We start from the raw sequence: 23,035 nt of genomic DNA on the forward strand, positions 1-23,035 counted from the left end.
GAAAAGTGCAGCTTTTTGGCATCCCATGCACGCACTTGTTAGGCTCTTATTCAATTAAACGTGACCATAGATTTTTTAAAATAGTGTAGCTTCGATCTTCTGAATCTTTCTTATATGCTTCGACCATTTCAAAAATGTCATCATCGCCTAGCGCGAGCATGTAACCACGTCGATCTTTAGCTGTATCAATGCAGCGCTGGTATAGCCTTTCTTTGTTATCAATAGATCGGCATATCAATATCCCTACCTGTCCTCTGCTTGGTGAAAACCGACCCGCGAGCTGATCAATTTCTGGATTACCTACTTCTTTACCATAATTCTTGCACTCTATGAAAATTAAGGCACATGGATAGTGTAAAGATAGCCAATAAAAGAAACCGCTCTTAGCTTCATTCGTGTAAGTTATATCAATACGTTTCCTTCCATCGTGAATGTTATGCTGCTTTTTCGGATTGCAAAGTGAAGGATAAAGTATGACTGAAAGGATTTTTTCAACAAGATCTTCATAACGCCCTGCGGTTTCCTTTCCGGTAGCGAGTGCTTTTAATTCTTCAACTATAGGGTCTAAATCGGGAAGATCTATTCCTTCGACTTCTGAAAACTGCTTTTGTGTAAGAGGTGTAGATGGACTGCCTGCTTTCTGATCTTTATATTCTTGTAGTATTTGCGGCCTAACCTTAGTCTGTTCAACAACTGAGAGTTTATCGTTGCCATACTTTTCCATTAGAGCTTTTTTAGTTACTCGCTCACTTCCATCTTTAAGAACTTCAACTAAGGAAGAGTGTGCAGCAAGGTGTTCGTGTTGCATTTCAGGAAGTATATAGTGACGGTAATATTCATCATATTGGTAAGTTAATCGGTGGCGAACCAATATTTTTGGGACCAAAATAACTTTGCCATATTCAGTCATGGGAAGTGGAATTAGTGATTCTTCCCATGCTTCATTCTGTGGGTTCCAGATAGGCCCAGAAGCGACATCTGGGGTTAGTGTAATTCCATAGTAAATACACATATCTTGAGTGTACTTTATTAATGGCCCCCGAATGATGTTACTTACTGCATCAGAAATCATATCTGTTCCGATACCAGGAATAAGTAATGCAGCGTCCTCTAAATCTTTGAGGAGCCCAGTTACCGCTGCATTACTCTTGCTTAAAGCTCCCCACACGGTCTCTGCCGAACCAGATCCAAACCCATGACCTCTAGATCTCCCTGATGAATATCCAAGGTGAAACTCGTTTCGCTCACTGAGAGAAGTAAGTAGTTGCTGAGCTTTTGTATGATTGCCAGAATTAATTAATCGTAAAACAGTATCAAAAAAAGTTTGTAGCATTGACGATAGTTCTGATCCCCACGGTGATCGTAAAGCTTTTATTGCACAAGGCTCCAGAAATACAGGGAGGTCTGTATCGAGAGGAATATCCACGAAATCCAAATATGGTTGTGTTCTATTTAATTTAAAATGCTCTGAAAATTTCATTGTTCCCTCAATCTCCGTGGAGCCTAACGCCTTGCTCACCGGAAAATTGGGAGCGCAGCGAGTGATTTTTCCGCGTGCAGCAACTTGTTATGCCTTTGTTGCTAATTGTTCATAGCCTAGCAATACCGATGGGCTAAATGAATCAAACTGCCACCTTGGCAACCTATTTCGATCGGTTTTATAAGCCTCCATCAACTCATTGAGGTCTGTTGGTTTATCTATGCCGAGAAGGCATTTTGATTTTTCAAAGTATGACTTAGATGAAGATCTCGCGAACACCTCAAGTGCGCTGTGAAACCGACCAATATAAACTAAGGTGTCTGGAAACCAGCGGGAGTAAAAATCAGACTGTTGTACTTCGGCTCTCATGAACAATATAAAATCAGCTTGCATAAGGTGTCTAAACTCAATCCCTGAATGTTTGCTACGTTGCTCCAGTAGATCAGCATGCAGTGATAGTCGATTCAATTTTAACCGAGTATTCCTATGCTCCAACGACCTTAAGTGTGCTCGAAAAGCATCGTAACCCACCATCACATCTTTGCCGTAATCGGATTGACCCGGTACATAATATTCTTGATTCAATAGAAGGTTAACTTCTGAGAACTTTTCATGCTTTATAAGAATGGCTACTAAGTAGAGAAAAAGTTCGTGTGCAATAAACTTGAAGTTGTCGAAGTCCCATTTACTCCAACTATTCACGCTTTCAGGCTTATTCATATAAGGTATTAATGCCTCGAAAAAACGATGCAATTTCGAAATATTTTCTTCCGTTGGCGCGTATTGCGCTAACGCTACAAACAAAGAAATAGCTTCATTTCGATACGGGATAAATTTCTCAAGGCTATCTATTACTTGATCGTCAAACTCACCATCTTTATCTGTAATTCTAAATTTCTCTAGATTACTCACAAATGTCGTCAAATATTCATCTAGAACACCTGATAAAAATGGCTTATTTTCTTTAATTGCTGATAGCGCTCTTTTGTGGGTTGCAGTAGTCCCTAATGAAATACCTTCTGATTCCTCTAAAAATGACGGTCGCTTTCCTACTTCTGGCCTTGTATAAAGAGGCTTGTCATATATCCATCGCAATAATTTTTCGAAGTTGTCTGCGTAATTATCAGGCTCACTCAGATCTATATATATCCTAGATTTATAGTATGTTGGTAAAAATGCTTTACCTTGATCATCTTTTTCAGGAATGATTGCTACAAATTTTCCTTGCTCCTGATTTTCATATACCTCACGTGAGATGATCTGCGTTTCAGTTCCCACACCTCCCGACCGACCATCTGCTTTTGATGCATAAACTTCATCGCATACAATTGCCACTTTTGATATTTCAGGGTCAGTAACCATCTTTTCCATGAAAGCTACAGAATCATGGCCTTCCTTAAGATCCCACTTATCTAGAATGACATGAATGCCAGATTCGGTTAACTCGTTTGCTAGCTCAATAACCCATTGCTCATGTGTTGGATTAGACCAACTATAAGATATAAATAATTTTGGGGTTTCCATCAGAGTTTAATCCCTTAGTGGGCATAACAGCGTATTGGACAGCGTCCTTTATGATTGAATCATCTGACATCTTCGTTTTCGCCCATCACGATTACGCAGTTTCCAGGCAACTCATCCATAAAACTATTCTAAAAACAGAAAATTATTACCCTTACATCGTCAAACTTTGTAATATCACAACGCAATAACGAAGCTGCCACGCGATTACTCAAAATACAAGCTGCTATCCAAAAAAAAGGCCCGAAGCAAAACCCCGGGCCTTTTTCTCACTTCATTGCGCTATCAACCTAACCACACTTACTATCACCACAATTCAAGCAAGTTGCACAGCCATCCATCACAATTACGGCTTTGGTGCTGCACTTGCCACACGTGGTGGCGTTGGGTGGGAAGTCACCGGACGTGTCGTCGTTGGTGGCTTTGCTCTGGTTGGCTTCAAAATCAGCCCGCTTTTCAGCCAGTATGCGCTTGGTGTTGTCGCTCATTTCTTCGCTTTCCATCAGGCCAACGGCCTTCAGGTGCTTTTCAATCACGGCACCAATTTCGGCGACCAGTGAGGGCATGAACACGCCGCCTTTTTTGAAGTAGCCGCCGTTGGGGTCGTATACCGAGCGCAGTTCTTCCACCAGGAAGGTCAGGTCGCCGCCTTTGCGGAATACCGCAGAGATGACGCGAGTGAGGGCGATAACCCACTGGAAGTGTTCCATCGACTTGGAGTTGATGAACACTTCGTAGGGCTGGCGGCTTTCGTGGTCGGTGTCTTCGTTCAGCAGAATGTCATTAATCGTAATGTACATTGCGTGCTCCGCCACCGGCGGTTTGATTTTGTAGGTGGTGCCCAACAAAAACTCTGGCCGCTCGATGTATTCGTTCATCTTAACGAGCGTGCTTTCTACAGCCGGCGCGGGCTGATTGTTTTCGTCGGCTTTGGTTACCCGATAACCGACGATTTTGTTGCTAATTTTTACTGTCATGTCTGTGTTCCTGTGTCGGTTTTCGGATCAATACTTTCCGTAAGTGCCTTCTTTCAAAGCATCAAACAGGTTAGCGGCGGAGTGAATTTCGCCGTCGTAATCGACCTGTTCGTTACCCTTCAGTTTTACTTTGGTGCCATCGTCCAGGGTGAATTCGTAGACGGTGTTTTCCAAATCGGACTCTTTGACCAGTACGCCCTGGAAGGCTTCTGCGTTGAAGCGGAAGGTGGTGCAACCTTTCAGGCCTTTGTCAAAGGCGTACAGGTAAATGTCTTTGAAGTTCTTGTAAGGGAAGTCTGTAGGCACGTTGGCGGTTTTGGAGATAGACGAATCTATCCACAACTGGGCTGCGGCCTGGATGTCTACGTGCTGGGCCGGGGTTACGTCATCTGAGGTGGTGAAGTAATCCGGCAGTTTTTTATCAGCGTCGTCTGAGAACGGCATGGCGCCCGGGTTGCTCAGGTGGCGGTAGGCCAGCAACTCGAAGGAGAACACGTCGACTTTCTCTTTGGTTTTACGGCCTTCGCGAATGATGTTGCGGGCGTAATGGTGCGAGAAGCTTGGCTCTATGCCGTTACTGGCGTTGTTGGCCAGTGACAAGCTGATCGTGCCGGTAGGCGCGATGGAGGTGTGGTGGGTAAAGCGGCCACCTTTTTCGGCCAGTTGTGCCACCAGCTCCGGTTCTACTTCAGCGATGCGCTGCATGTAGCGGCTGTATTTGGCGTGCAACACGCGGCCTTTAAGCTTGTCGCCCAGGTTGTAGCCGTCGGCTGTCAGCTGCGGGCATTTGCCCAGCAATTTCGGGGTAATTTCGAATTCGTCGTCCATGATCGGCGCCGCGCCTTTTTCTTTGCCCAGGGCCAGGGACTGGCGCCAGCCTTCTACGGCCATTTCACGTACGACGTCTTCGGTGAACACCACGGATTCTTCAGAACCGTAAGGCATACGCAGCATGGCAAGGGTAGAGCCCAGGCCCAGAATGCCCATGCCGTGGCGGCGCTTGTAGGTAATTTCGTGGCGTTGTTGCGCCAGCGGAAGGCCGTTGATTTCCACAACGTTGTCTAGCATGCGGGTGAAGATGCCAACGACTTTTTTGTACTTTTCATAGTTAAAGCTGGCTTTGTCTGTGAACGGGTAGTCCACGAACATGGTCAGGTTTACCGAGCCCAGCAGGCAGCTGCCGTAAGGGGGCAGGGGCTGTTCGCCGCATGGGTTGGTGGCGCGAATGTCCTCGCAGAACCAGTTGTTGTTCATCTGGTTTACTTTGTCGATCAGGATGAAACCTGGCTCGGCGTAGTCGTAGGTGGAGGTCATGATGGTGTCCCAGATGAACTGGGCTTTCAGGGTGCGGTAAATGCGGCAGGCTACTTTGCCTTCGGCGTTCATCATGTAGTCTTTTACGACCGGGAAGTCACGGTATACAAACTTGGTCGGGTCGGTCAGGTCCAGGCCTTCTTCTTCTACTTCTTTATCGGTCACCGGGAAGGACAGGTTCCAGTCGGCGTCGTCACGTACGGCGTTGATGAAGTCTTCGGTGATCAGCAGCGACAGGTTGAACTGGCGCAGGCGGCCATCTTCACGCTTGGCTTGAATGAAGTCGATGATGTCTGGGTGGTGAATGTCAAACGTAGCCATTTGAGCGCCGCGGCGGCCACCGGCTGATGACACGGTGAAGCACATACGGTCGAAGATATCCATGAACGACAGCGGGCCGGATGTGGTGGCACCGGCGCCGGCGACGTAGGCACCGCGGGGGCGCAGGGTAGAGAATTCATAACCAATTCCACAGCCGGCTTTGAGCGTCAGGCCTGCTTCGTGGTTTTTCCCCAGAATGTCGTTCATAGAGTCGTTAATGTTGCCACTAACGGTGCAGTTAATCGTAGAGGTGGCAGGCTTGTGCGACCGTGCACCGGCGTTGGAAATAATGCGGCCGGCAGGAATGGCGCCGTGTTTCAGGGCCCAGGCGAAATCTTTGTAGTGTTTGGCGCGCAGGTCTTTGTTTTCGACTTCTGACAGGGCACGGGCTACGCGCTCATAGGTGGCTAGAATGTCTTTGTCGACGGCGTCGCCAGTTTTGGTTTTCAGCTGGTACTTGCTGTTCCAGATGTCGAGTGATGCGTCTTGCATCGGAATGGTTGTGACTAATGCTTGTGCTTTAGCGTTCATTGCCGCCCTCGAACTGTGTGTGTCGGGAAAAAAAGCGTCGCCGCGTACAGCGCGCCATGTCATTACTTTATCAGTGCTTTCGCCAGACGATCGTGCTGAGCGCCGGGCTGGAAACGTGTGTCTACCTACGACGGGTTTTCTACAACAGATTGCTGTGTAGTCCTACATATAGGTCAGATTGAACGCCAGTATAACAGGATGTAGTGTTTTTAAAAGAAAAGCCCGGCTATGGCCCGGGCTAATATGAAGGTTAAAATCAATGGAAAAGCACTTGCAAAATCGCAACAAACTGAAAACCGAAGAGCTTCAATATGTTGGGGGCGGCTGTGTGTTTTCAGATTAGCGCCGTGTAACGGGGGGAGTTAGCTCAGTAGGAGGCTGTCGTCGTCCACGGTTAGGCCGCGCTGTTGTTCGAACAGGTTGAGCAGGTCTTTTACTTGCAGCCCTTCGCGGTCTTTGCCGGCAATGTCGAACACCACTTCGCCCTGGTGCAGCATCACGGTGCGGGTGCCTACTTCCAGCGCCTGCTTCATGCTGTGAGTGACCATCAGGGCGGTGAGTTTCTGTTCAGCGATAATATTCTGGGTCAGTTCCAGTACGAAAGACGCGGTTTTTGGGTCCAGTGCAGCGGTGTGTTCGTCTAGCAGCAGAATGCTGGACGGTGTCAGGCTTGCCATCAACAGGCTAACGGCTTGGCGCTGGCCGCCAGAGAGAAGGCCCATTTTATCGGTCAGACGGTTTTCCAGGCCCAAACCCAGAGTGGCCAGGCTGGCGCGAAAGTGTTCCCGATACTGTTTTTTCACCGCGGTGCCCAGGCTGCGGTGTTTGCCGCGTTTGGTGGCCAAGGCCAGGTTTTCTTCAATCGACAGGCCTTCACACGTGCCGGCCAGCGGGTCTTGGAATACCCGCGCCACGCGCCCGGTGCGTTTGTGGGTGGGCAGCTTGGTGACGTCGATGTTATCGACAAGAATTTTGCCACTGTCGACCAGTACTTCGCCGGCCAGGGCGTTCAAAAAAGTGGATTTTCCGGCGCCGTTACTGCCAATAACGGTGACAAATTCGCCTTGGTTGACGGTCAGGCTCATGCCACGCAGAGCCGGGTTTTCCAGGGGGGTGCCTTCGCCGAAGGTCAGCCGGAGGTCTGTTGCGGTAATCATGGTGCCTCCTCAGGCCTTTCTGCGTTTGAATTTGTTCATCAGTGACACGCGGGCACCGGGCAGAACAATGGCCAGGGTGACCAGAACGGCGGTAATCAGGTTCAGGTCTTGCGCTTTCAGGCCCAGTACATCGGCGTTCAGTGCGAAGGCGATGGCCAAGCGGTAAATGATGGCGCCGACCACGCAGGCCAGCAACGCACGAAATACGCTGGTGGGCGTTATAACCGCTTCACCGCCAATCAGCGATGCCAGGCCGATCACAATAACGCCTACGCCCATGGTGACATCGGCTGCGCCCTGGCTTTGGGCGAACAGTGCTCCGGCCAGGCCTACCAGGCCGTTGGATACAGCCACACCCAGAATAATCATGCCACCCGTTGCGATGCCCTGGGCCCTGGCCATACGAGCGTTAGCACCGGTGGCGCGCATGGCCAGCCCGATTTCAGATTTCATGAAACGCCAAAGCAGAAACAGCGTGGCACCGATAACGAGGGTGAACAGCAACACCGATACCTGATGATATTCAAGCCCCAAGTTGTACCAGGGGGTCAGCACGGTGTCTTCCATTAACAGTGCCACGTTGGGGCGGCCCATAATGCGCAGATTTATGGAATAGAGCGCGATCATGGTCAGAATAGACGCCAGCAGGTTCAGAATTTTCAGTTTTACGTTGAGCAGGGCGGTTACCGCACCAGCGGCCATGCCGGCCAGTATCGCAGCTCCGGTTGCCAGCCAAGGGTTCCAGCCGGCAATAATCAGCATGGCGGCCACGGCAGCGCCAAGGGGGAAGCTGCCGTCTACGGTCAAGTCGGGGAAGTCCAGAACACGGAATGACAGGTAGATTCCGAAGGCAACCAGGCCGTATATCAAGCCGGTTTCTAATGCGCCGTAAAAGGCAATGTTACTGAGCATGGATAAGGTTCGCTGTTAAAGAAAACGGACAGGTCGGTGTGGTTGCCGCCTGCCCGTGTAAGTCAGGCTTTACTTGGCGTTGGAAACCACTTCTTTGGCTTCCGCAATAATGTCATCGGCAATGGTCATGCCCATGCGTGCGGCGGCTTCAGGATTAACAAACAGGTCTAGGGTGTCCATGGTTTCTACCGGCATATCGGCGGTGCCAGCACCTTCCATGATGCGTACGACCATGGCGCCGGTCTGGCGGCCGTGATTGTAGTAATTGAAGCCCAGTGCAGCAACTGCTCCGCGGGAAACCGTGGCGGTGTCGGCGGCAAATACCGGAATTTTCGAGCGTTCACCGACAGAAATCACGGCTTCTGCTGCGCTGATGACGGTGTTGTCAGTGGTCAGGTAGATAGCATCTACTTTGTCTACCAGCGAACGGGATGCGCCCAGCACTTCGGAGGTTTTGGTAGCCGCGGCTTTAACCAGCACCATGTCGCGCGCTTTCATGCTTTCTTCAATCATGCCCACCAAGGCCACGGCGTTGGCTTCACCCGGGTTGTAAACCGTGCCAATACGCTTGGCGTTTGGTACCAGGCGCTGTAGCAAATCCAGATGTTTCTCGATAGGCAGCATGTCAGATACGCCGGTGATGTTGGCGCCGGGTGCGTCCAGCGATATCACCAACTTCGCGCCAACCGGATCGGTGACCGCGGAAAATACAACCGGAATGTTACGGGCTGCAGCGGCAACGGTTTGCGCAGACGGCGTGGCGATGGCAACGATAACAGCCGGGCTTTCACCTATAAACTTACGTGCAATCTGGGCGGCGATGCCGGTGTTGCCCTGAGCGCTTTCGTGGATGATGCGAATGTTGTCGCCGTCTACATAGCCACGCTCTGCCAGTTCATCTTTTATGCCTTCATAGACCGAGTCCAGAGCGGGATGTTCTACAATCTGGGTAATAGCAACCACAGGAAGCTCTGCAGCCTGAGTAAAACTAGCAGCGGCAAGCACGGATGCACCAATCAGGGTGCGCAACATTCTATTGGCCATACAACCATCTCCGAGTCGGTTAACTGATTTTACGTGGGTTATTTTTGCTGTGCGTGTACAAAGAGCGGAAGTTTACCACAGGATTTGCGCTTGCGGGGTAAGCAGCGGAGCGTGATTCTGCATCGGTCTGGCGGGAGTTACAAGGCCAGCAGACGATTGCCGATGTTGACAGCATTTAATGTTTGGCCCACTTATTTCAAGACATCATACGTTGGTGTAATGTGTAATGTGTCATCGTGATATACAGACCAATAAGCGCTTATTTCTGGGTTTAAAAGGCTGTTTTCCAATCGGACTGAATGAGCAGGGTATCAAATGATAACAACGAACAAGCTACCTCTCGACCTGATTTACCATTGGGAGTCTACCATCGGGGACTCTTTATACCTGACCCAGCCGATAGGAAACGGCCAGGTTGACGAGTTTACCTGGCGCCGTGCAGCCGACGAGGCCCGGCGCATGGCGGCGTATCTGAAATCGATGGACCTACCCGCTGGCAGCAGTATTGGGCTAATTTCGAAAAATTGTGCTCACTGGGTGATGGCAGACTGGGCAATCTGGATGTCGGGCTATGTGTCTGTGCCCATTTACCCGACCCTGAACGCGACCACGGTTGCCTACATTCTTGAACACTCCGAGTGCAAGGCTCTGTTTGTTGGCAAGCTGGACGATTGGGACATGATGAAACCCGGTGTGCCAGAGACCATGCACTGCATTTCGTTTCCTTCCAGCCCGCCCACAGACTTTGTGACCTGGAACGACATTATTCGCGACACGGCGCCACTGGAAGGCGAGGTGAAGCGCGAGGCCGGTGAGTTGGCCACGTTGGTGTACACGTCTGGCAGCACCGGTCAGCCCAAAGGCGTTATGTTGAGCTTTGCTAACCTGGCATTTGCTGCTGAAGGTGCCACTCAAACTCTGGGGCTTTCACCCAACGAGCGTATGCTGTCTTATTTGCCGCTGGCACACGTGTTTGAGCGCGCTTTTGTGGAGTTTGGCTCGCTGTATAACGGCTTTCAATTGTTCTTTGCGGAATCGCTGGATACGTTCGTGGCCGATGTGCAACGTGCGCAGCCTACGCTGTTCTTGTCTGTGCCCAGGCTGTGGGTGAAGTTCCAGCACGGCGTACTGCAGAAAATGCCGCAGAAAAAGCTCAACGTGTTGTTGAAAATCCCAATCGTTAGCGGTGTCATCAAGAAAAAAATTCTCAACGGCCTGGGGCTTGGCAAGGTGAAATTGGCGGGCAGTGGGTCTGCGCCGCTTTCTAATGATGTGCTGAGCTGGTATCGCAGCCTTGGGTTGGAATTGCTGGAAGGTTATGGCATGTCCGAGAACGTGGCCTATTCCCACATGAACAAACGGGGCCGCTCGCGCATCGGTTATGTTGGCGAGGCCTTGCCCGGTGTGGAAGTGCGCATCAGTGACAACGGTGAAGTTTTGATAAAAAGCCCGGCGACTATGATGGGCTACTTCAAGGATGAAGAACGCACCCGCGAAACCATGAGCGAAGACGGCTTTTTGAAAACCGGTGATAAAGGCGAACTGGACGAGATGGGGCGCCTGAAACTAACTGGCCGTACCAAAGAGATGTTCAAAACCAGTAAAGGCAAGTACATTGCTCCGGCGGCTTTGGAAAACCGACTGATGGCAAATCAAAGTATTGAGATGGTTTGTGTTTCCGGCGCCAATCAGACCAACCCGTTTGCACTGGTGCTGCTCAATGAAAATTTGCGGCCGCAGATGGCAGATCCAGTGGTGCGCAAAACCGTTGAGGCAGAGCTGAACGCCCTGCGCGATGAGGTGAATCGTGCGGTAGACCCGCATGAAAAACTGGCGTTCATTGCGGTGGTTACGGATGAGTGGTCAATCGAAAACAGTTTTCTGACGCCTACTCTCAAGCTTAAACGTAACGTGGTTGAAGCGGCTTACGAAAGTGAGGTTGAAGGCTGGTATGCCGAGCGTAAGTCGGTGGTTTGGCACTAAACACCCGTGACTCGGTGAAAAGCCCGGCAATGACCGGGCTTTTCTATAAAAAAACCAAAGTTTATTTGTGGGTATGCCGTTATAGGGGTGTCCCTGTTTTTTTTCAGGACTATGTTGTCAGGAGCATGGCATGTCGCGCCTCGCGCAGTTTCAAAAGCGTATCAACCAGCAGATTCCATTAACCACGGCCTTGGGCCTTAAATTGCTGGAATGGGACGGCACGGCATTGTTGTTGAGCGCTCCGCTTGCACCCAACAGTAATCACCAGGGCACGGGCTTTGGTGGCAGCCTCTACAGCGTTGGCGTATCGGCCGCCTGGAGTGTTGCTGAGTTGGCGCTGGCTGATCTTCAGTTGAAAGGCACGGTTGTGGTGCAAACGGGCACGATTGAATACAAGTCGCCGGTGGATGGGGATTTCTTTAGTGTGTGCCGTTTACCCGACGGCGAGATGCCAGACCACTTTCGGAAAAGTCTGGCTCGCCATGGCCGTGCGCGGTTGGAGTTAACGGCCGAGATTTTTTGCGGCGTACCCACGATGCAACCGCAGCAAGAGCCGGCGGCTGTTTTCAGGGGGCGCTTTGTGGTCTCTGACGTGCGCTCGCGATCTCGTTAACGCGCTGAAAACCTTTTCGCGTAGAAAGGGCGTCAGTTCATGGCTCGCGAGTTGGAAATGGAGCGGCTCATCAGAATGATGGGGATAATGCCGGCCACCACGATAATCAGCGCCGGCAATGCGCTGTGGAACAGTTTTTCGTCAGATGCAAACTGGTACACGTAAGTGGCCAGGGTTTCAAAGTTGAACGGCCGCAGAATCAGCGTGGCTGGCAACTCCTTCATACAGTCTACAAATACCACCAGCGCTGCGGTTATCAGGGTGCCCCGCAACATGGGCAGGTGAACTTTCACCAGAGTTTTGCCCGGTGTATGCCCCAAAGAGCGTGAAGCCATGTCCATGCTTGGGGTGATTTTCTGCAGGGCGCTTTCCACGCTGCCGGCAGACACCGCCAAAAAACGCACGGTGTAGGCGAATATCAGTGCAAACGCTGACCCGCTGAGCAGCAGACCGCTGCTGAAACCAAAGTAATCGCGCATCAGACTGTCTAGCCAATTATCAAACCCTGCCAATGGCACAATCACCCCCACCGCAAGCACTGCGCCGGGCATGGCGTAGCCCAAGCTTGAAAGCCGCATAAGCACCTGCATGCCACGGGTGTTATGCAGCCGGCGGCTGTAGGCCAGAGTTACGCCAATAGCCAGAGTGGTGAGCGCTGCAGCGCTGGACAGGAAGAGGCTGTTTAGGGTGTTTTGAATAAAATCCGGGTTCCAGCTTTCGCTGAAATACTCGATGGCGTAGGTGGCCAGAGTGGCGCCTGGAATGGCAAAGCCCAACAAAACCGGAATGCCACACACTGCCACACAGACCATCTGGCGTGGAAAGGACATGGTAAAGCGGCGGATGGGGTCGCGGTTGTCTCGGGCGGCAAACTGCTGCTGGCGGCGGCGTGAATAACGTTCCAGGGTGACCAGTACCAGCACAAACACCAACATAACGCTGGCAATCTGGGCGGCGCCGCCAAGGTTGCCCAGGTTCATCCAGGTATCAAACAGGCCGGCCGTGAGGGTTTGCACAGCGAAGAAGTCGACGGTGCCGAAATCGTTGAGGGTTTCCATCATCACCAGTGACAAGCCAACGGCAATCGCCGGGCGGGCGATGGGCAGCACGATACGAAAAAACGTACTGATTGCGGAGTGGCCCAGGCTGCGGCTAACCTCGAACAGCGAGGGTGACTGCTCCAAAAACGCCGCGCGGGCCAGCAGGTACACATAAGGGTAGAGCACCAAACCGATCATCAGGATGGCGCCTTCCAGGCTGCGAATTTCGGGAAACCAGTAATCCGCTGCACTGGTCCAGCCAAACACAGCGCGCAGGGCACTTTGCACCGGCCCGGCATAGTCCAACAGGCTGGTGTACACATACGCAATAACGTAAGCCGGCACCGCGAAGGGCAGCAGCATGGCCCACTCAAAGTACTTGCGGCCGGGAAACTCGCACATGGTGACGGCCCAGGCGCTGGACAGGCCAATGCCCAAGGCAAGTATGCCTACGCCCAGCATCAGTTTAAGGGTTGTTAGCAGGTAGCGCGGCAGGGTGGTGCTCATCAGGTGCGGCCAGATGTTCTCGTCCGGGGAAAATGCCAGGTAAATAACGGCAAGCACGGGTAGAGCGACAATAGCGGTAATCAGTGCTGCGGCGATCAGCCAGCGTTTAGAGGTGCGCTTGATGTACAGAGGTTGAGCCGGAGCAATGTTGGCACCGGTGGTAGCTTCAGGCATGTGGATCCTTCTGATTCAGCCCGACACAGAGGCTGAAAAGCGATGAACCGTTGAACAAGACGGGCTCAAAATGATGATGAAAAGAATTCAGATTTTAGACAGCTGAAGGCTTGCCTGCAAGCAAACCGGCGGCAGGAAGTGACTGCCGCCGGTTGTTTTTCGATTAAACGGACTTATTCGCCGTCAAAATCTACACGGTCGACCAGTTTTACAGCGGCGTTGCGATTGTCAGCAATTTCCTGCAATGAAATGGAGTCTGGATTGATTTCGCCCCACTCGGCAACCATACCCACAGGCTTAACATTCGGGTTAGCCGGGTATTCTGCGTTCGCTTCGGCGTAAATGCGCTGGGCTTCTGCTGAAGACAGGAACTCCATTAATTTAATGGCGTTGTCTTTGTTTGGTGCGCTTTTGGTCAGGGCAATGCTGCTGATATTGATATGGGTGCCGCGGCCGTCGGCGTTGGGGAATACCAGACGCACAGCTTCGGCGGCTTCGCGTTCGTTTTCATCTTGCAGCATGTTGCCGTAGTAGTAGCTGTTACCAATGGCAACGTCACACACGCCGGCTGCAATGGCCTTAATCTGATCGCGATCGCCGCCTTGGGGTTTGCGTGCCAGATTGTCTTTTACGCCTGCCAGCCACGTTTCGGTGTCTGCTTCACCGTGGTGAGCAATCATCGATGAGATCAGTGCGATGTTGTAAGGGTGTTTGCCGCTGCGGGTACAAATGCGGTTGTCCCACTTGCTGTCTGCCAGGTCTTCGTAAGTGGTGATTGCACCTTCTTCAACACGGTCTTTGGAGGTGTAGATCAAACGGCCACGGGTTGTCAGTGCGAACCACTGGCCATCTGGATGGCGCAGGTTTTCCGGGATGTTCTTGTTCAGAATCTCGTTGTCCGTGATGCCTTGCAGCAGATTACGTTCTACTAGTTCGTCGATGCGGGAAATGTCGACCGTCATCACCACGTCGGCAGGGCTATTACGACCTTCGCGGTCCAGGCGCTCGGCCAGGCCTTGCTTGGCGAATACCACGTTGGATTCAATGCCGGTCTCTTTTTCAAACGCGTTCAGCAGAGGTTCCAGCAAGTAAGCCTGGCGGTAAGAGTAAATGTTCACTTCGCCGTCAGCAAACGCGGCCATGGGCATGGCAGTCAGGGCAATGGCAGCTGTGGCAGCCAGTTTCAATCGCATAATGTAAACCTTGGTTAATGGAGTATCGTTTTGTCAGGCTTGGTGAATCAATGTTAACAACACAAACCATTATCATTTGTATTAACTGGATAGTCAATCTTGCTTGTTTATACTTTGAGAAATTTGGTGGTATTCTTCATGTAAACAATATTCGTCAGCCTTGGTGCAAAATTTATGAACCCAGATGACCGCCGCGAGCACTTGCGTACATCCATGAGTGCGACTGTAAAAGTTGAGCATGAAACTCTGGGAAAATTTGTGTTTGGTACCCGCGACATATCCGACGGCGGCGTGTTTATTGCGATTGAGGGTCAGCAATTTGCCCCTCAACTCGGTGATAAAGTGACCGTTCAAGTGCAGGGCTTGCCGATAGAAGCTCCTATTTTGCACATGATGGTGCGACGTGAAACGCCTGAGGGTTACGGTTTACAGTTTGCCGACAGCAACCCATAACGGTTAATATTCCCGCCCGATTAAGTCTGTCGTGCGCTTTAACAAGCGATGCGGCACGCAGTCTATGAAAAGTGACGCAGTATCCAGTCACGCAGTTCCCGCATTCAGTCTCATGTTTTTCTGTCAGGAATGTCTATGGCGTACGCTCTGGAAATTCAGGGCCTGACCAAAACCTATGGCAATGGTTTTCAGGCTCTTAAAAGTATTGACCTCAAAGTGGCCGAAGGCGACTTTTTTGCGTTGTTAGGCCCCAACGGTGCCGGCAAATCTACCACCCTGGGGGTGGTGTCGTCGCTGGTGAATAAATCTGCCGGGCAGGTGCGAGTGTTTGGCCATGATTTGGATACCGAACTGTCGGCGGCCAAGCTTAACCTGGGCGTGGTGCCCCAGGAGTTCAATTTTAACCAGTTTGAAAAAGTGCTGGATATTGTGACCACTCAGGCTGGCTATTACGGTATTCCGCTGAAGCAGGCTTTGATCTCTGCCGAGAAATACCTGAAACAGCTTGGGCTATGGGATAAGCGCAAGGCTTCGGCACGCACGCTGTCTGGCGGCATGAAGCGGCGCCTTATGATTGCCCGTGCGCTGGTGCACGAACCGCGGCTATTGATTCTGGACGAACCCACCGCGGGCGTGGATATTGAACTGCGCCGTTCTATGTGGACGTTTCTGCAAGAAATGAACCGTAATGGCACCACCATTATTCTGACAACCCACTACCTGGAAGAAGCCGAAGCCCTGTGCCGTAACATCGCCATTATTGATCACGGCCAGATCCTGCGAAACACCAGCAAGCGCGAGTTACTGCAGCAACTGAGCGTGGAAACGTTTGTCCTGGATCTTGCCGGCGGCTACCAACATTTACCCGAGCTTGAGGGCTATATTCACCGCTTTGATAAAGACGGTGCGTTGGAAGTGGATGTGCAAAAAGGCACCGGGTTGAATCAGGTTTTTGTGCAGCTGCAACAACAGGGCATCGAGGTAGAGAGCATGCGCACCAAAGCGAATCGCCTGGAAGAGCTTTTTGTACGTATGGTTGAAGCCAATGCCGACAACAGTGACAACGATCCAAAGGCGCAGTTATGACATCGCACGCTCTGTGGACTGCATTTTATACAATTCTGAGTCGTGAAATTCGCCGCTTCACTCGCATCTGGCCACAAACCCTGTTGCCACCGGCGGTCACCATGACCCTGTATTTTATTATTTTTGGCAATCTGATTGGTTCTCGTATCGGTAAAATGGACGGCTTCGACTACATGCAGTTCATTGTGCCGGGCCTGATTATGCTGGCGGTTATTACCAGTTCCTACGGCAACGTGGTGTCGTCGTTCTTCTCGATGAAGTTTCAGCACAGTATTGAAGAGCTGCTGGTAGCGCCGGTGCCAAACTGGGTCATTCTGGCCGGCTACGTGTGTGGGGGTATGGCTCGCGGTCTGGGCATTGGAGTGATTGTGACGTTTGTATCGTTGGCGTTCACCCACTTGCAAATTCACAACTTGCTGATGGTTGTGGTTACGGTGATTCTGACCTCGGCGCTATTTTCCCTGGGCGGTTTTATCAACGCCATGCTGGCGACAAAATTCGATGATATTTCGATTGTGCCTACCTTTATTCTGACACCGCTGACCTACCTGGGCGGCGTTTTTTATAGCATTAATCTGCTGCCGGACATTTGGCGCATGGTGTCTATGGCCAACCCGATTCTGTACATGGTGAATGGCTTTCGCTATGGCATTCTGGGTGTGTCCGACGTAAATCCGTTTGTGTCTTTGGGTATGATTCTGCTGTTTATTGTGGTGTTGGCGGCGGTTGCATTGAACTTGTTGCGCCGTGGCAAAGGCATTCGTAACTGATTCAGGAAAATTTATGGCACTTGATAATGCGCCGCTGGGTAAAATCAGCGAATACCCGGACACCTACGATCCCGGCCAACTGTTTCCGATTCCGCGGCTGCACAACCGCCAGCGTATCGGCCTGGAAGACGGTCTCTGGCCCTGGTTTGGCGGGGACTTATGGCAGGCTTGGGAAGTGTCTTGGCTGCGTTCTGGCGGTGTGCCAGTGGTGGCCTGGGCGGAAATCGAGTTTGCGGCAGAATCGCCGCAGCTGGTTGAGTCCAAATCGCTGAAGCTGTATCTGAATTCACTGAACCAGACCGTATACGCCAGTGCTGAGCGGGTTTGCGAGGTGATCGTTGCAGATTTGTCGTCAGCCTCTGGCGCCGCGGTTCGGGTGACCCTGCACAGCGTTGATGAAGGCGCTCTGGCCCAGGGACGGCCACATGAATATCAGTTAATTGATGACGAACCTTTGACGGATGTGGTTTACAGCTATGCGCCGGAGTCCCTCGTAACCGGTACAAAGATCGTTAGCGAAAAGCTGTGTTCACATCTGTTGAAGAGCAATTGCCCGGTAACCGGGCAGCCAGATTGGGGTTCGGTATTAATTGACTATACCGGCCCGAAGCTGAACCGGGTTGGCCTGTTGCGTTATATAGTTAGTTTTCGCCAGAAGCAGGATTTTCACGAGCATTGTGTAGAGACTCTATTCACGGATCTGATGCGCCATTGTAAGCCGCAAGCGTTGACGGTAACCGCCCGCTATACCCGCCGCGGCGGCCTGGATATTAATCCGTGGCGCAGCACTCGTGCTGATGCCAATTCCGGCCCCCGCCTGATACGGCAGTAGTTTTTTATGAGTCGCGTTCGCGCTGGTCAGTCCCGCTGATGGCGCAAACGGCTAGCGGCTTCGTCTAGCGCCTGCAATATGGCAACCCGGTCGTTTTCGTTCACTTTTTCCGAATCCAGATACAGTGTAAAGCCGCTGTGCTCGTGTTCCATAAAGCTGCGGTTGCGGCCCAGGTCGCAGCGGTGATCGATTACCTGATACACCGCAATAGGCCTACTGAAGCCCTTAACCGTTACCTCGCCCTTATCGCGGCACATAATGCTGTCTTTAATCAGCGAAAAGGCTTCATGGGTGACCAAAATTTCACCGGGCTGTGCCAGATGCTCCATCCGGCTGGCGAGGTTCACTTCCTTGCCAATGATGGTGTAATCCATGCGATTTTCGGCGCCAAAGTTGCCAACGGTGGTATAGCCAGTGCTGATGCCCATACGAATCTGTAGCGGTGTCTTGATACCTTGACTGCGCCATTTCTGGCGCAGTATTTTCATGTGTTTGCGCATGTCGATGGCCATTGATACGCAAGCCAGCGTATCTGCTCGTTGACCACGGCTGGTGGGGTCGCCGAAAAAGATCATGATGGAGTCGCCCACAAACTTGTCGATGGTGCCGCCGTGCTTGAGGGCAATTTGCGACATTTCATTGAGGTAGTGATTCAACACATCGGTCAAGGCCTCCGGTTCCATTTCTTCCGATAGGTCGGTAAATCCTTGAATATCTGAGAAAAACACCGCTAGCTTTTTCCGCTGGGTTTCCAGGCGTGCATCCCGCTGGCCGGTAAAAATGGTTTGCCATACCTGCGGTGACATGTACTTCGACAGTTTTTGCGACAGTGCGATGGACTGCTCGCGCTGGGCTTGAATCAATAAGGTTGCGTGGCGCAGGGCTTTGGCTTGCTGGTGGGAAAACAGAGCAGTTGCGCAAATGTAAACACCGGCGACGATCACCGCCAGTAAATCTGCAACCGGCGGCAGGGTGATGGCATAGCCAGGGTTGAATAGAAAGAACACGGTCAGCGCCGCCGCAGAAAGTATAAGGCTGCCTGAGGCCCACTGCTTTAAACCACCCACCACAAAGCAGGTGACCATCATCATTAAGGCAATGGCCGCGGCAGAAATGCTGATCAGTCCCAGGCTTCCGATAAACGCCCCGGAAATGGCAGAATCTATCAGTAACAGGTGCTGGCGAATGGTGGATGAGTTGCGTTTGCGCGCATCCAGTGAAAACAGTTGGGCCAGGTGGGGCCAGACTATTGCAAACCCGGCCATACCAAAGAGCCACACTGAGTGGACCCCGTCGGCGATACCGGCGATCATAATGGCGGCCATGGCGGCGTAACCGAGCGTACGGCCAAGATAGTCGGGCATGATATGCACGGTTGTTGACGGTGTTCCTTCAGCAGAGTCAATGGCGTTAGCGGGAATTTTTCCAGTATCGCGAATGTTGGCAGGTGCTCTGATCATTTCAGAATCGAATCCTTCCTGTCAGCATGTCTTTGAACATAACCCAGTCGCCCATCAAGCTGTATAGGGGGTGGCGGAATGTAGCAGGGCGATTTTTCTCATAGCCAAAATGGCCCACCCAGGCGAAGCCATACCCAATCACTGGAAGCGCCAGCAGCCAAAGCAGGTTGCCAGACACAGCCACCCAGACTATGACGGCAAGTACCAGTGAGCTGCCAATAAAGTGCAATCGCCTACAGGTTCGGTTACGGTGCTCATTTAAGTAAAAGGGATAGAATTCAGCAAAGCTATGAAAGATTTTTGGTGCGCTCACAGTAGCCTCCATGTCGCTTTTAATTGTTGGTTTTACACGAGGGCACTCAGCCCGACATTCATGTTTGATTGTCACCATTGAGTGCTATAACAAGGCTTTACTCTAACACTTGACAGGACTTTATGACCGCTATCAGCGATTTTATTCTTGGCCGAAGTTCCGAGCCGCGTCTGCAAGCACCGGCACCGGGGCCGGGCGTTCTGGCGCGGGCTTTTGCTTGCGCGGCGCGAGCGCCAGATCACGGTCTTTTACGGCCCTGGCGTTACTTGGTGGTGGAAGGAGAAGGCCTTGAGCGCTTGGGCGATTTGTTTGCAGACACCTACGGTCCGGAAGCCGATGAAAAAATCCTGGCCAAGCTTCGCAAATCGCCACTGCGGGCACCCATGGTGATTATTGCGATTGCGTCACCGGTTGAACATCCGAAAATTCCGGCCCACGAGCAAGTTTTGTCCGCTGCCGCGAGCACCACCTTGCTTGAGTTGGCGCTTCAGGATGCGGGCTTTGGTGTTATGTGGCGAACCGGGTCTCCGGCTTATAATCCGGCGGTCACAGAGGCGTTGGGTTTGAGCAAGCAGGAATCGGTGATTGGCTTTATTTACACCGGCAGCGTTATTTCTGCCAAGCCTGCGGTGCCGCGTCTGGAACCGACGGTGTTTGTGTCGCGCTGGCCGCAGTAGCCAGCGCTTATGTGCTCTTTGGGGCATTCTTTAAAGCAATCTTCTTAGCGTACTCGTCAACGTACCCTTTTAGAGGTCGTTCAGTAGCTCCAGCGTGTAAGCCAGGCGCTGGGGCGCTGACTCCATTTCCAGAATTTCCTGCATGAGCTCAGGCTCAAAGTGCACTACGCCAAACAACGCCAGGCTGAATTGACCGTCGGTTTTTTTCAACCATTCTTCTGATTCCGCCAGTTGTTTCACCGATTTCCGAATCGTCGGGTCGCCGTGGCCCAGAGCGACCAGTCGGTGCAGAATTTTATCCCGCAATTCGGCGCAATCGCGGGTTTCACTGTCGCTTAGCGGTTGGTCACTAAACTCTGTGCATTCATAGATCTGGTACGGCAACTGCTGAAGCTGCTTGTCGAGCCGGTAGCGCTGCAGTATGTGCACGTTCAGCAGCAGGCGCCCGTCTTCCATGGTTTCCAAAAGCTCGCAGCGGCCTGCGCTGAATACGTCGTAGGGCCGATAAGTGGCCTGGTTAGAGCTTAGCGCCTGTTCCAGAGACCCTGCTTGCTTGCCCGGGCTTAACTGTTTTTCGGTGTGGCAGATAGCCAATAGGGTTTCGGTTTCCAGGCAGTGTTGAATCATCGCGCGGTAGCGCGGCTCAAACACGTGCAGCGGGAACACAGTGCCGGGGAAGGTGACGCACCCGGGAATAGGGAAGATGCAGATTTTGGCCACGGGCTTGCTCCAAGATGGTTGGCGGAAAATGGTCAGCTAAAGGTGGTCGACGAAAGTGGCGTCTACGTATTTTACGCTGCCGTTGCGCTAACTGCTCACATCCGGGCGGCAAAAACGTTGTGATTGGCGAGTGCCTGGAGGGCAGTTGCTTGCCGTTTTTTTGCAGTGGCCTCGGTGTGCCATTGTTCGAGCGGCTCAATGCCGACGTTATTGAGAGATTTTTAGCCTTTTAAAGCCTAAAAACAACGCTGCAATCCTGTTAAGACAAAAATTTCCACAGTTTTCACCATTCTGGCATTGCACTTGCTTTTAACTCTTCATACACCTGAAACCGGCAATCTTTCGTTAACCGCCGGCACAGAATTGCGGAGGCAGTATGGCAATCAACTTTGACAGTGCACTGGGTATTCACCAATACGCCCTTCAGGCGCGGGTTCAGCGCGCAGAAATTCTGGCCAATAATCTCGCCAACGCCGACACCCCGGGCTTCAAGGCCCGTGATATCGACTTCCAGGCGATCATGAAGCGAGCGCAGAGCAGCGCCAGCGGCTTCGACATGAACACTACCAACAGTGGCCATATGAACGAAGGTGGCGGTGCGCCCGGCTCTGCAAGCGACAATGATTTGTTGTATCGCACACCGCATCAGCCTTCGGTAGACGGCAATACGGTAGACGCTCAGCAAGAACAGAGCCGCTTTATGCGCAACGCCATGGACTACCAGGCCAGCTTCCAGTTTCTTAGCAGCAAATTCAGCGGGATTAGCAAAGCGCTGACAGGCCAGTAAGCCGCAGGCAATACAGTGAACACAGGAGATTTTTATGTCACTGGGTAACATTTTCGACATCGCCGGTTCCGGTATGACTGCGCAATCGCTGCGACTAAACACCACAGCGTCTAACATTGCCAACGCCGAAACCGCCAGTTCCAGCACCGGTGAAACCTACCGCGCCCGTAAGCCAGTGTTTGCGGCGGTCCAGCAGTCGCTGTTAAACGGCAACCAGCCGGCGTTCGGCTCTGGGGCAGAAGGTGGTGCCGGCGTTCGGGTGGAAGGCATAGTCGAAAGCGATGCCGATCTGCAGATGCGCTATGAGCCCAACCACCCTGCTGCTAGTGAAGACGGCTATGTGTACTACCCCAATGTGAATGTGGCAGAAGAAATGGCCGATATGATGTCCTCTTCGCGCAGCTTCCAGATGAATGTAGACATCATGAACACTGCCAAGTCGATGATGCAGCGCATTTTAACTCTGGGCCAGAACTAACAGGCGGTAATCAATCATGAGTGCAGTAAACGCAAGCCAGGCAACGGATGTCCTAAGCCAATACCAGCTGAAACAGCAATCGGCAAGCAGCAAAGGCGATCTGGGCAAAAATGAATTCATGGAGTTGATGCTGGCCCAGTTGAAGAATCAGGACCCGCTGGATCCGCAAGACAACGGCGAATTTATTTCCCAGTTGGCGCAGTTCAGTTCGCTGGAAGAAATGCAGAAGTTGTCGGGCAACGTGGACAGCGTGATCGGTGAATTCCGTTCTACCCAGGCTCTGCAGGCCTCCGCCATGGTTGGCAAAACCGTGTTGGTGGCGTCGGATTTGGCGATGCTTGGTGCCAGCGGCGAGGTTAATGGAACCGTTGATGTGCCTGCCTCAACCGGTGGCGTACAGGTGTCGATATTGAACGGTTCGGGTGAGTTGGTGCGGCAGATGGAATTGGGTAGCAAGCCCGCCGGTTCTGCCAAGTTCACGTGGGACGGTAAAGACGGCAACGGCAGTGCTGTGCCGCAAGGATCTTATTATACAGTGGCTTCCGGGGCCTATCCCGGTGGTTCGCAGCAGCTGGGTACCATGATGAGCGCAAATGTCGACAGCGTGTCTTTGGGTAAAGGCGGCTCTATTTCTCTGAATCTTGCGGGCATGGGTTCGATTGACCTGTCGCAAGTTCAACAAATTAATTAAT

The 23,035-nt window shown here is 52.0% G+C and carries 22 protein-coding genes; 10 read left to right on the plus strand and 12 right to left on the minus strand.

Annotation, left to right across the window (positions count from 1 at the left end):
• Nucleotides 1-46: 46 nt before the first annotated feature.
• The 7 genes from ABA45_RS07750 to ABA45_RS07780 form a co-directional block, all read right to left on the minus strand.
• Nucleotides 47-1,480 carry a restriction endonuclease gene (locus ABA45_RS07750; RefSeq protein WP_048385115.1) on the minus strand — a complete coding sequence of 478 codons (1,434 nt, stop codon included), beginning with the start codon at nt 1,478-1,480 and terminating at the stop codon, nt 47-49.
• Nucleotides 1,481-1,567: 87 nt separating this feature from the next.
• Nucleotides 1,568-3,004: an SEFIR domain-containing protein gene (locus tag ABA45_RS07755; protein WP_048385117.1), complete on the minus strand. Its 1,437-nt coding sequence runs from the start codon at nt 3,002-3,004 to the stop codon at nt 1,568-1,570.
• A gap of 287 nt (nt 3,005-3,291) precedes the next feature.
• Nucleotides 3,292-3,978, minus strand: coding sequence for a TSCPD domain-containing protein (locus ABA45_RS07760; RefSeq protein ID WP_048385119.1), 687 nt, complete (start codon nt 3,976-3,978; stop codon nt 3,292-3,294).
• A 27-nt stretch (nt 3,979-4,005) separates the two neighbouring features.
• Nucleotides 4,006-6,144, minus strand: a complete 2,139-nt coding sequence (locus ABA45_RS07765; RefSeq protein WP_048388807.1) for an adenosylcobalamin-dependent ribonucleoside-diphosphate reductase — start codon at nt 6,142-6,144, stop codon at nt 4,006-4,008.
• 362 nt (nt 6,145-6,506) lie between these two features.
• Nucleotides 6,507-7,301, minus strand: coding sequence for an ABC transporter ATP-binding protein (locus ABA45_RS07770; RefSeq protein ID WP_048385121.1), 795 nt, complete (start codon nt 7,299-7,301; stop codon nt 6,507-6,509).
• Between the two features lie 9 nt (nt 7,302-7,310).
• Complete coding sequence (locus ABA45_RS07775) at nt 7,311-8,213, minus strand: ABC transporter permease (protein ID WP_048385122.1); 903 nt, start codon at nt 8,211-8,213, stop codon at nt 7,311-7,313.
• Nucleotides 8,214-8,282: 69 nt separating this feature from the next.
• Entirely contained in the window at nt 8,283-9,257 is a 975-nt protein-coding gene (locus ABA45_RS07780) for an ABC transporter substrate-binding protein (protein ID WP_048385124.1), read from the minus strand.
• Nucleotides 9,258-9,572: 315 nt separating this feature from the next.
• On the opposite strand from ABA45_RS07780, the gene ABA45_RS07785 reads away from it, so the two are divergent.
• Both ABA45_RS07785 and ABA45_RS07790 read left to right on the plus strand, forming a co-directional pair.
• Nucleotides 9,573-11,240 carry an AMP-binding protein gene (locus tag ABA45_RS07785; protein WP_048385126.1) on the plus strand — a complete coding sequence of 556 codons (1,668 nt, stop codon included), beginning with the start codon at nt 9,573-9,575 and terminating at the stop codon, nt 11,238-11,240.
• Nucleotides 11,241-11,370: 130 nt separating this feature from the next.
• A complete protein-coding gene (locus tag ABA45_RS07790) occupies nt 11,371-11,853 on the plus strand; it encodes a thioesterase domain-containing protein (protein WP_048385128.1) in 483 nt (160 codons plus the stop codon).
• 32 nt (nt 11,854-11,885) lie between these two features.
• Here ABA45_RS07790 and ABA45_RS07795 read toward each other — a convergent pair whose 3' ends face one another.
• Nucleotides 11,886-13,574 (minus strand): ABC transporter permease, encoded by a 1,689-nt coding sequence (locus tag ABA45_RS07795; protein ID WP_048385131.1) that lies wholly within the window; start codon nt 13,572-13,574, stop codon nt 11,886-11,888.
• A 173-nt stretch (nt 13,575-13,747) separates the two neighbouring features.
• Nucleotides 13,748-14,767: a Fe(3+) ABC transporter substrate-binding protein gene (locus ABA45_RS07800; RefSeq protein ID WP_048385133.1), complete on the minus strand. Its 1,020-nt coding sequence runs from the start codon at nt 14,765-14,767 to the stop codon at nt 13,748-13,750.
• 174 nt (nt 14,768-14,941) lie between these two features.
• Here ABA45_RS07800 and ABA45_RS07805 point away from each other — a divergent pair, with 174 nt between their 5' ends.
• The 4 genes from ABA45_RS07805 (at nt 14,942) to queF (ending at nt 17,908) form a co-directional block, all read left to right on the plus strand.
• Entirely contained in the window at nt 14,942-15,220 is a 279-nt protein-coding gene (locus ABA45_RS07805) for a PilZ domain-containing protein (RefSeq protein ID WP_048385135.1), read from the plus strand.
• A gap of 135 nt (nt 15,221-15,355) precedes the next feature.
• Nucleotides 15,356-16,306: an ABC transporter ATP-binding protein gene (locus ABA45_RS07810; protein WP_048385136.1), complete on the plus strand. Its 951-nt coding sequence runs from the start codon at nt 15,356-15,358 to the stop codon at nt 16,304-16,306.
• Complete coding sequence (locus ABA45_RS07815) at nt 16,303-17,076, plus strand: ABC transporter permease (protein WP_014870940.1); 774 nt, start codon at nt 16,303-16,305, stop codon at nt 17,074-17,076. The genes ABA45_RS07810 and ABA45_RS07815 overlap by 4 nt, the downstream gene beginning before the upstream one ends.
• Before the next feature lie 13 nt (nt 17,077-17,089).
• Complete coding sequence (gene queF, locus ABA45_RS07820; protein WP_048385138.1) at nt 17,090-17,908, plus strand: NADPH-dependent 7-cyano-7-deazaguanine reductase QueF; 819 nt, start codon at nt 17,090-17,092, stop codon at nt 17,906-17,908.
• 26 nt (nt 17,909-17,934) lie between these two features.
• Here the strand turns inward: queF and ABA45_RS07825 are convergent, their stop codons facing one another.
• Nucleotides 17,935-19,368, minus strand: coding sequence for an adenylate/guanylate cyclase domain-containing protein (locus tag ABA45_RS07825; protein ID WP_048385143.1), 1,434 nt, complete (start codon nt 19,366-19,368; stop codon nt 17,935-17,937).
• 1 nt (nt 19,369) lies between these two features.
• Nucleotides 19,370-19,693, minus strand: a complete 324-nt coding sequence (locus ABA45_RS07830) for an Mpo1-like protein (protein WP_198147082.1) — start codon at nt 19,691-19,693, stop codon at nt 19,370-19,372.
• A 110-nt stretch (nt 19,694-19,803) separates the two neighbouring features.
• Between ABA45_RS07830 and ABA45_RS07835 the strand changes: the two genes are divergently transcribed.
• A complete protein-coding gene (locus ABA45_RS07835) occupies nt 19,804-20,358 on the plus strand; it encodes a nitroreductase family protein (RefSeq protein ID WP_048385149.1) in 555 nt (184 codons plus the stop codon).
• Between the two features lie 69 nt (nt 20,359-20,427).
• Here the strand turns inward: ABA45_RS07835 and ABA45_RS07840 are convergent, their stop codons facing one another.
• Nucleotides 20,428-21,078: an LON peptidase substrate-binding domain-containing protein gene (locus ABA45_RS07840; protein ID WP_048385152.1), complete on the minus strand. Its 651-nt coding sequence runs from the start codon at nt 21,076-21,078 to the stop codon at nt 20,428-20,430.
• A gap of 376 nt (nt 21,079-21,454) precedes the next feature.
• On the opposite strand from ABA45_RS07840, the gene flgB reads away from it, so the two are divergent.
• From flgB to ABA45_RS07855, 3 genes are read left to right on the plus strand one after another with little or no spacing between them, the layout of a single operon-like run.
• The gene (flgB, locus tag ABA45_RS07845) at nt 21,455-21,865 is read left to right on the plus strand and encodes a flagellar basal body rod protein FlgB (RefSeq protein ID WP_014870947.1); all 411 of its coding nucleotides are present in this window, start codon (nt 21,455-21,457) and stop codon (nt 21,863-21,865) included.
• Between the two features lie 34 nt (nt 21,866-21,899).
• A complete protein-coding gene (gene flgC, locus ABA45_RS07850; protein WP_007352191.1) occupies nt 21,900-22,343 on the plus strand; it encodes a flagellar basal body rod protein FlgC in 444 nt (147 codons plus the stop codon).
• Between the two features lie 16 nt (nt 22,344-22,359).
• Nucleotides 22,360-23,034: a flagellar hook assembly protein FlgD gene (locus ABA45_RS07855; RefSeq protein ID WP_048385154.1), complete on the plus strand. Its 675-nt coding sequence runs from the start codon at nt 22,360-22,362 to the stop codon at nt 23,032-23,034.
• The last annotated feature ends 1 nt before the right edge of the window (nt 23,035 follow it).

The sequence above is a fragment of the Marinobacter psychrophilus genome, from assembly GCF_001043175.1.
GTDB classification, from domain to species: domain Bacteria; phylum Pseudomonadota; class Gammaproteobacteria; order Pseudomonadales; family Oleiphilaceae; genus Marinobacter; species Marinobacter psychrophilus.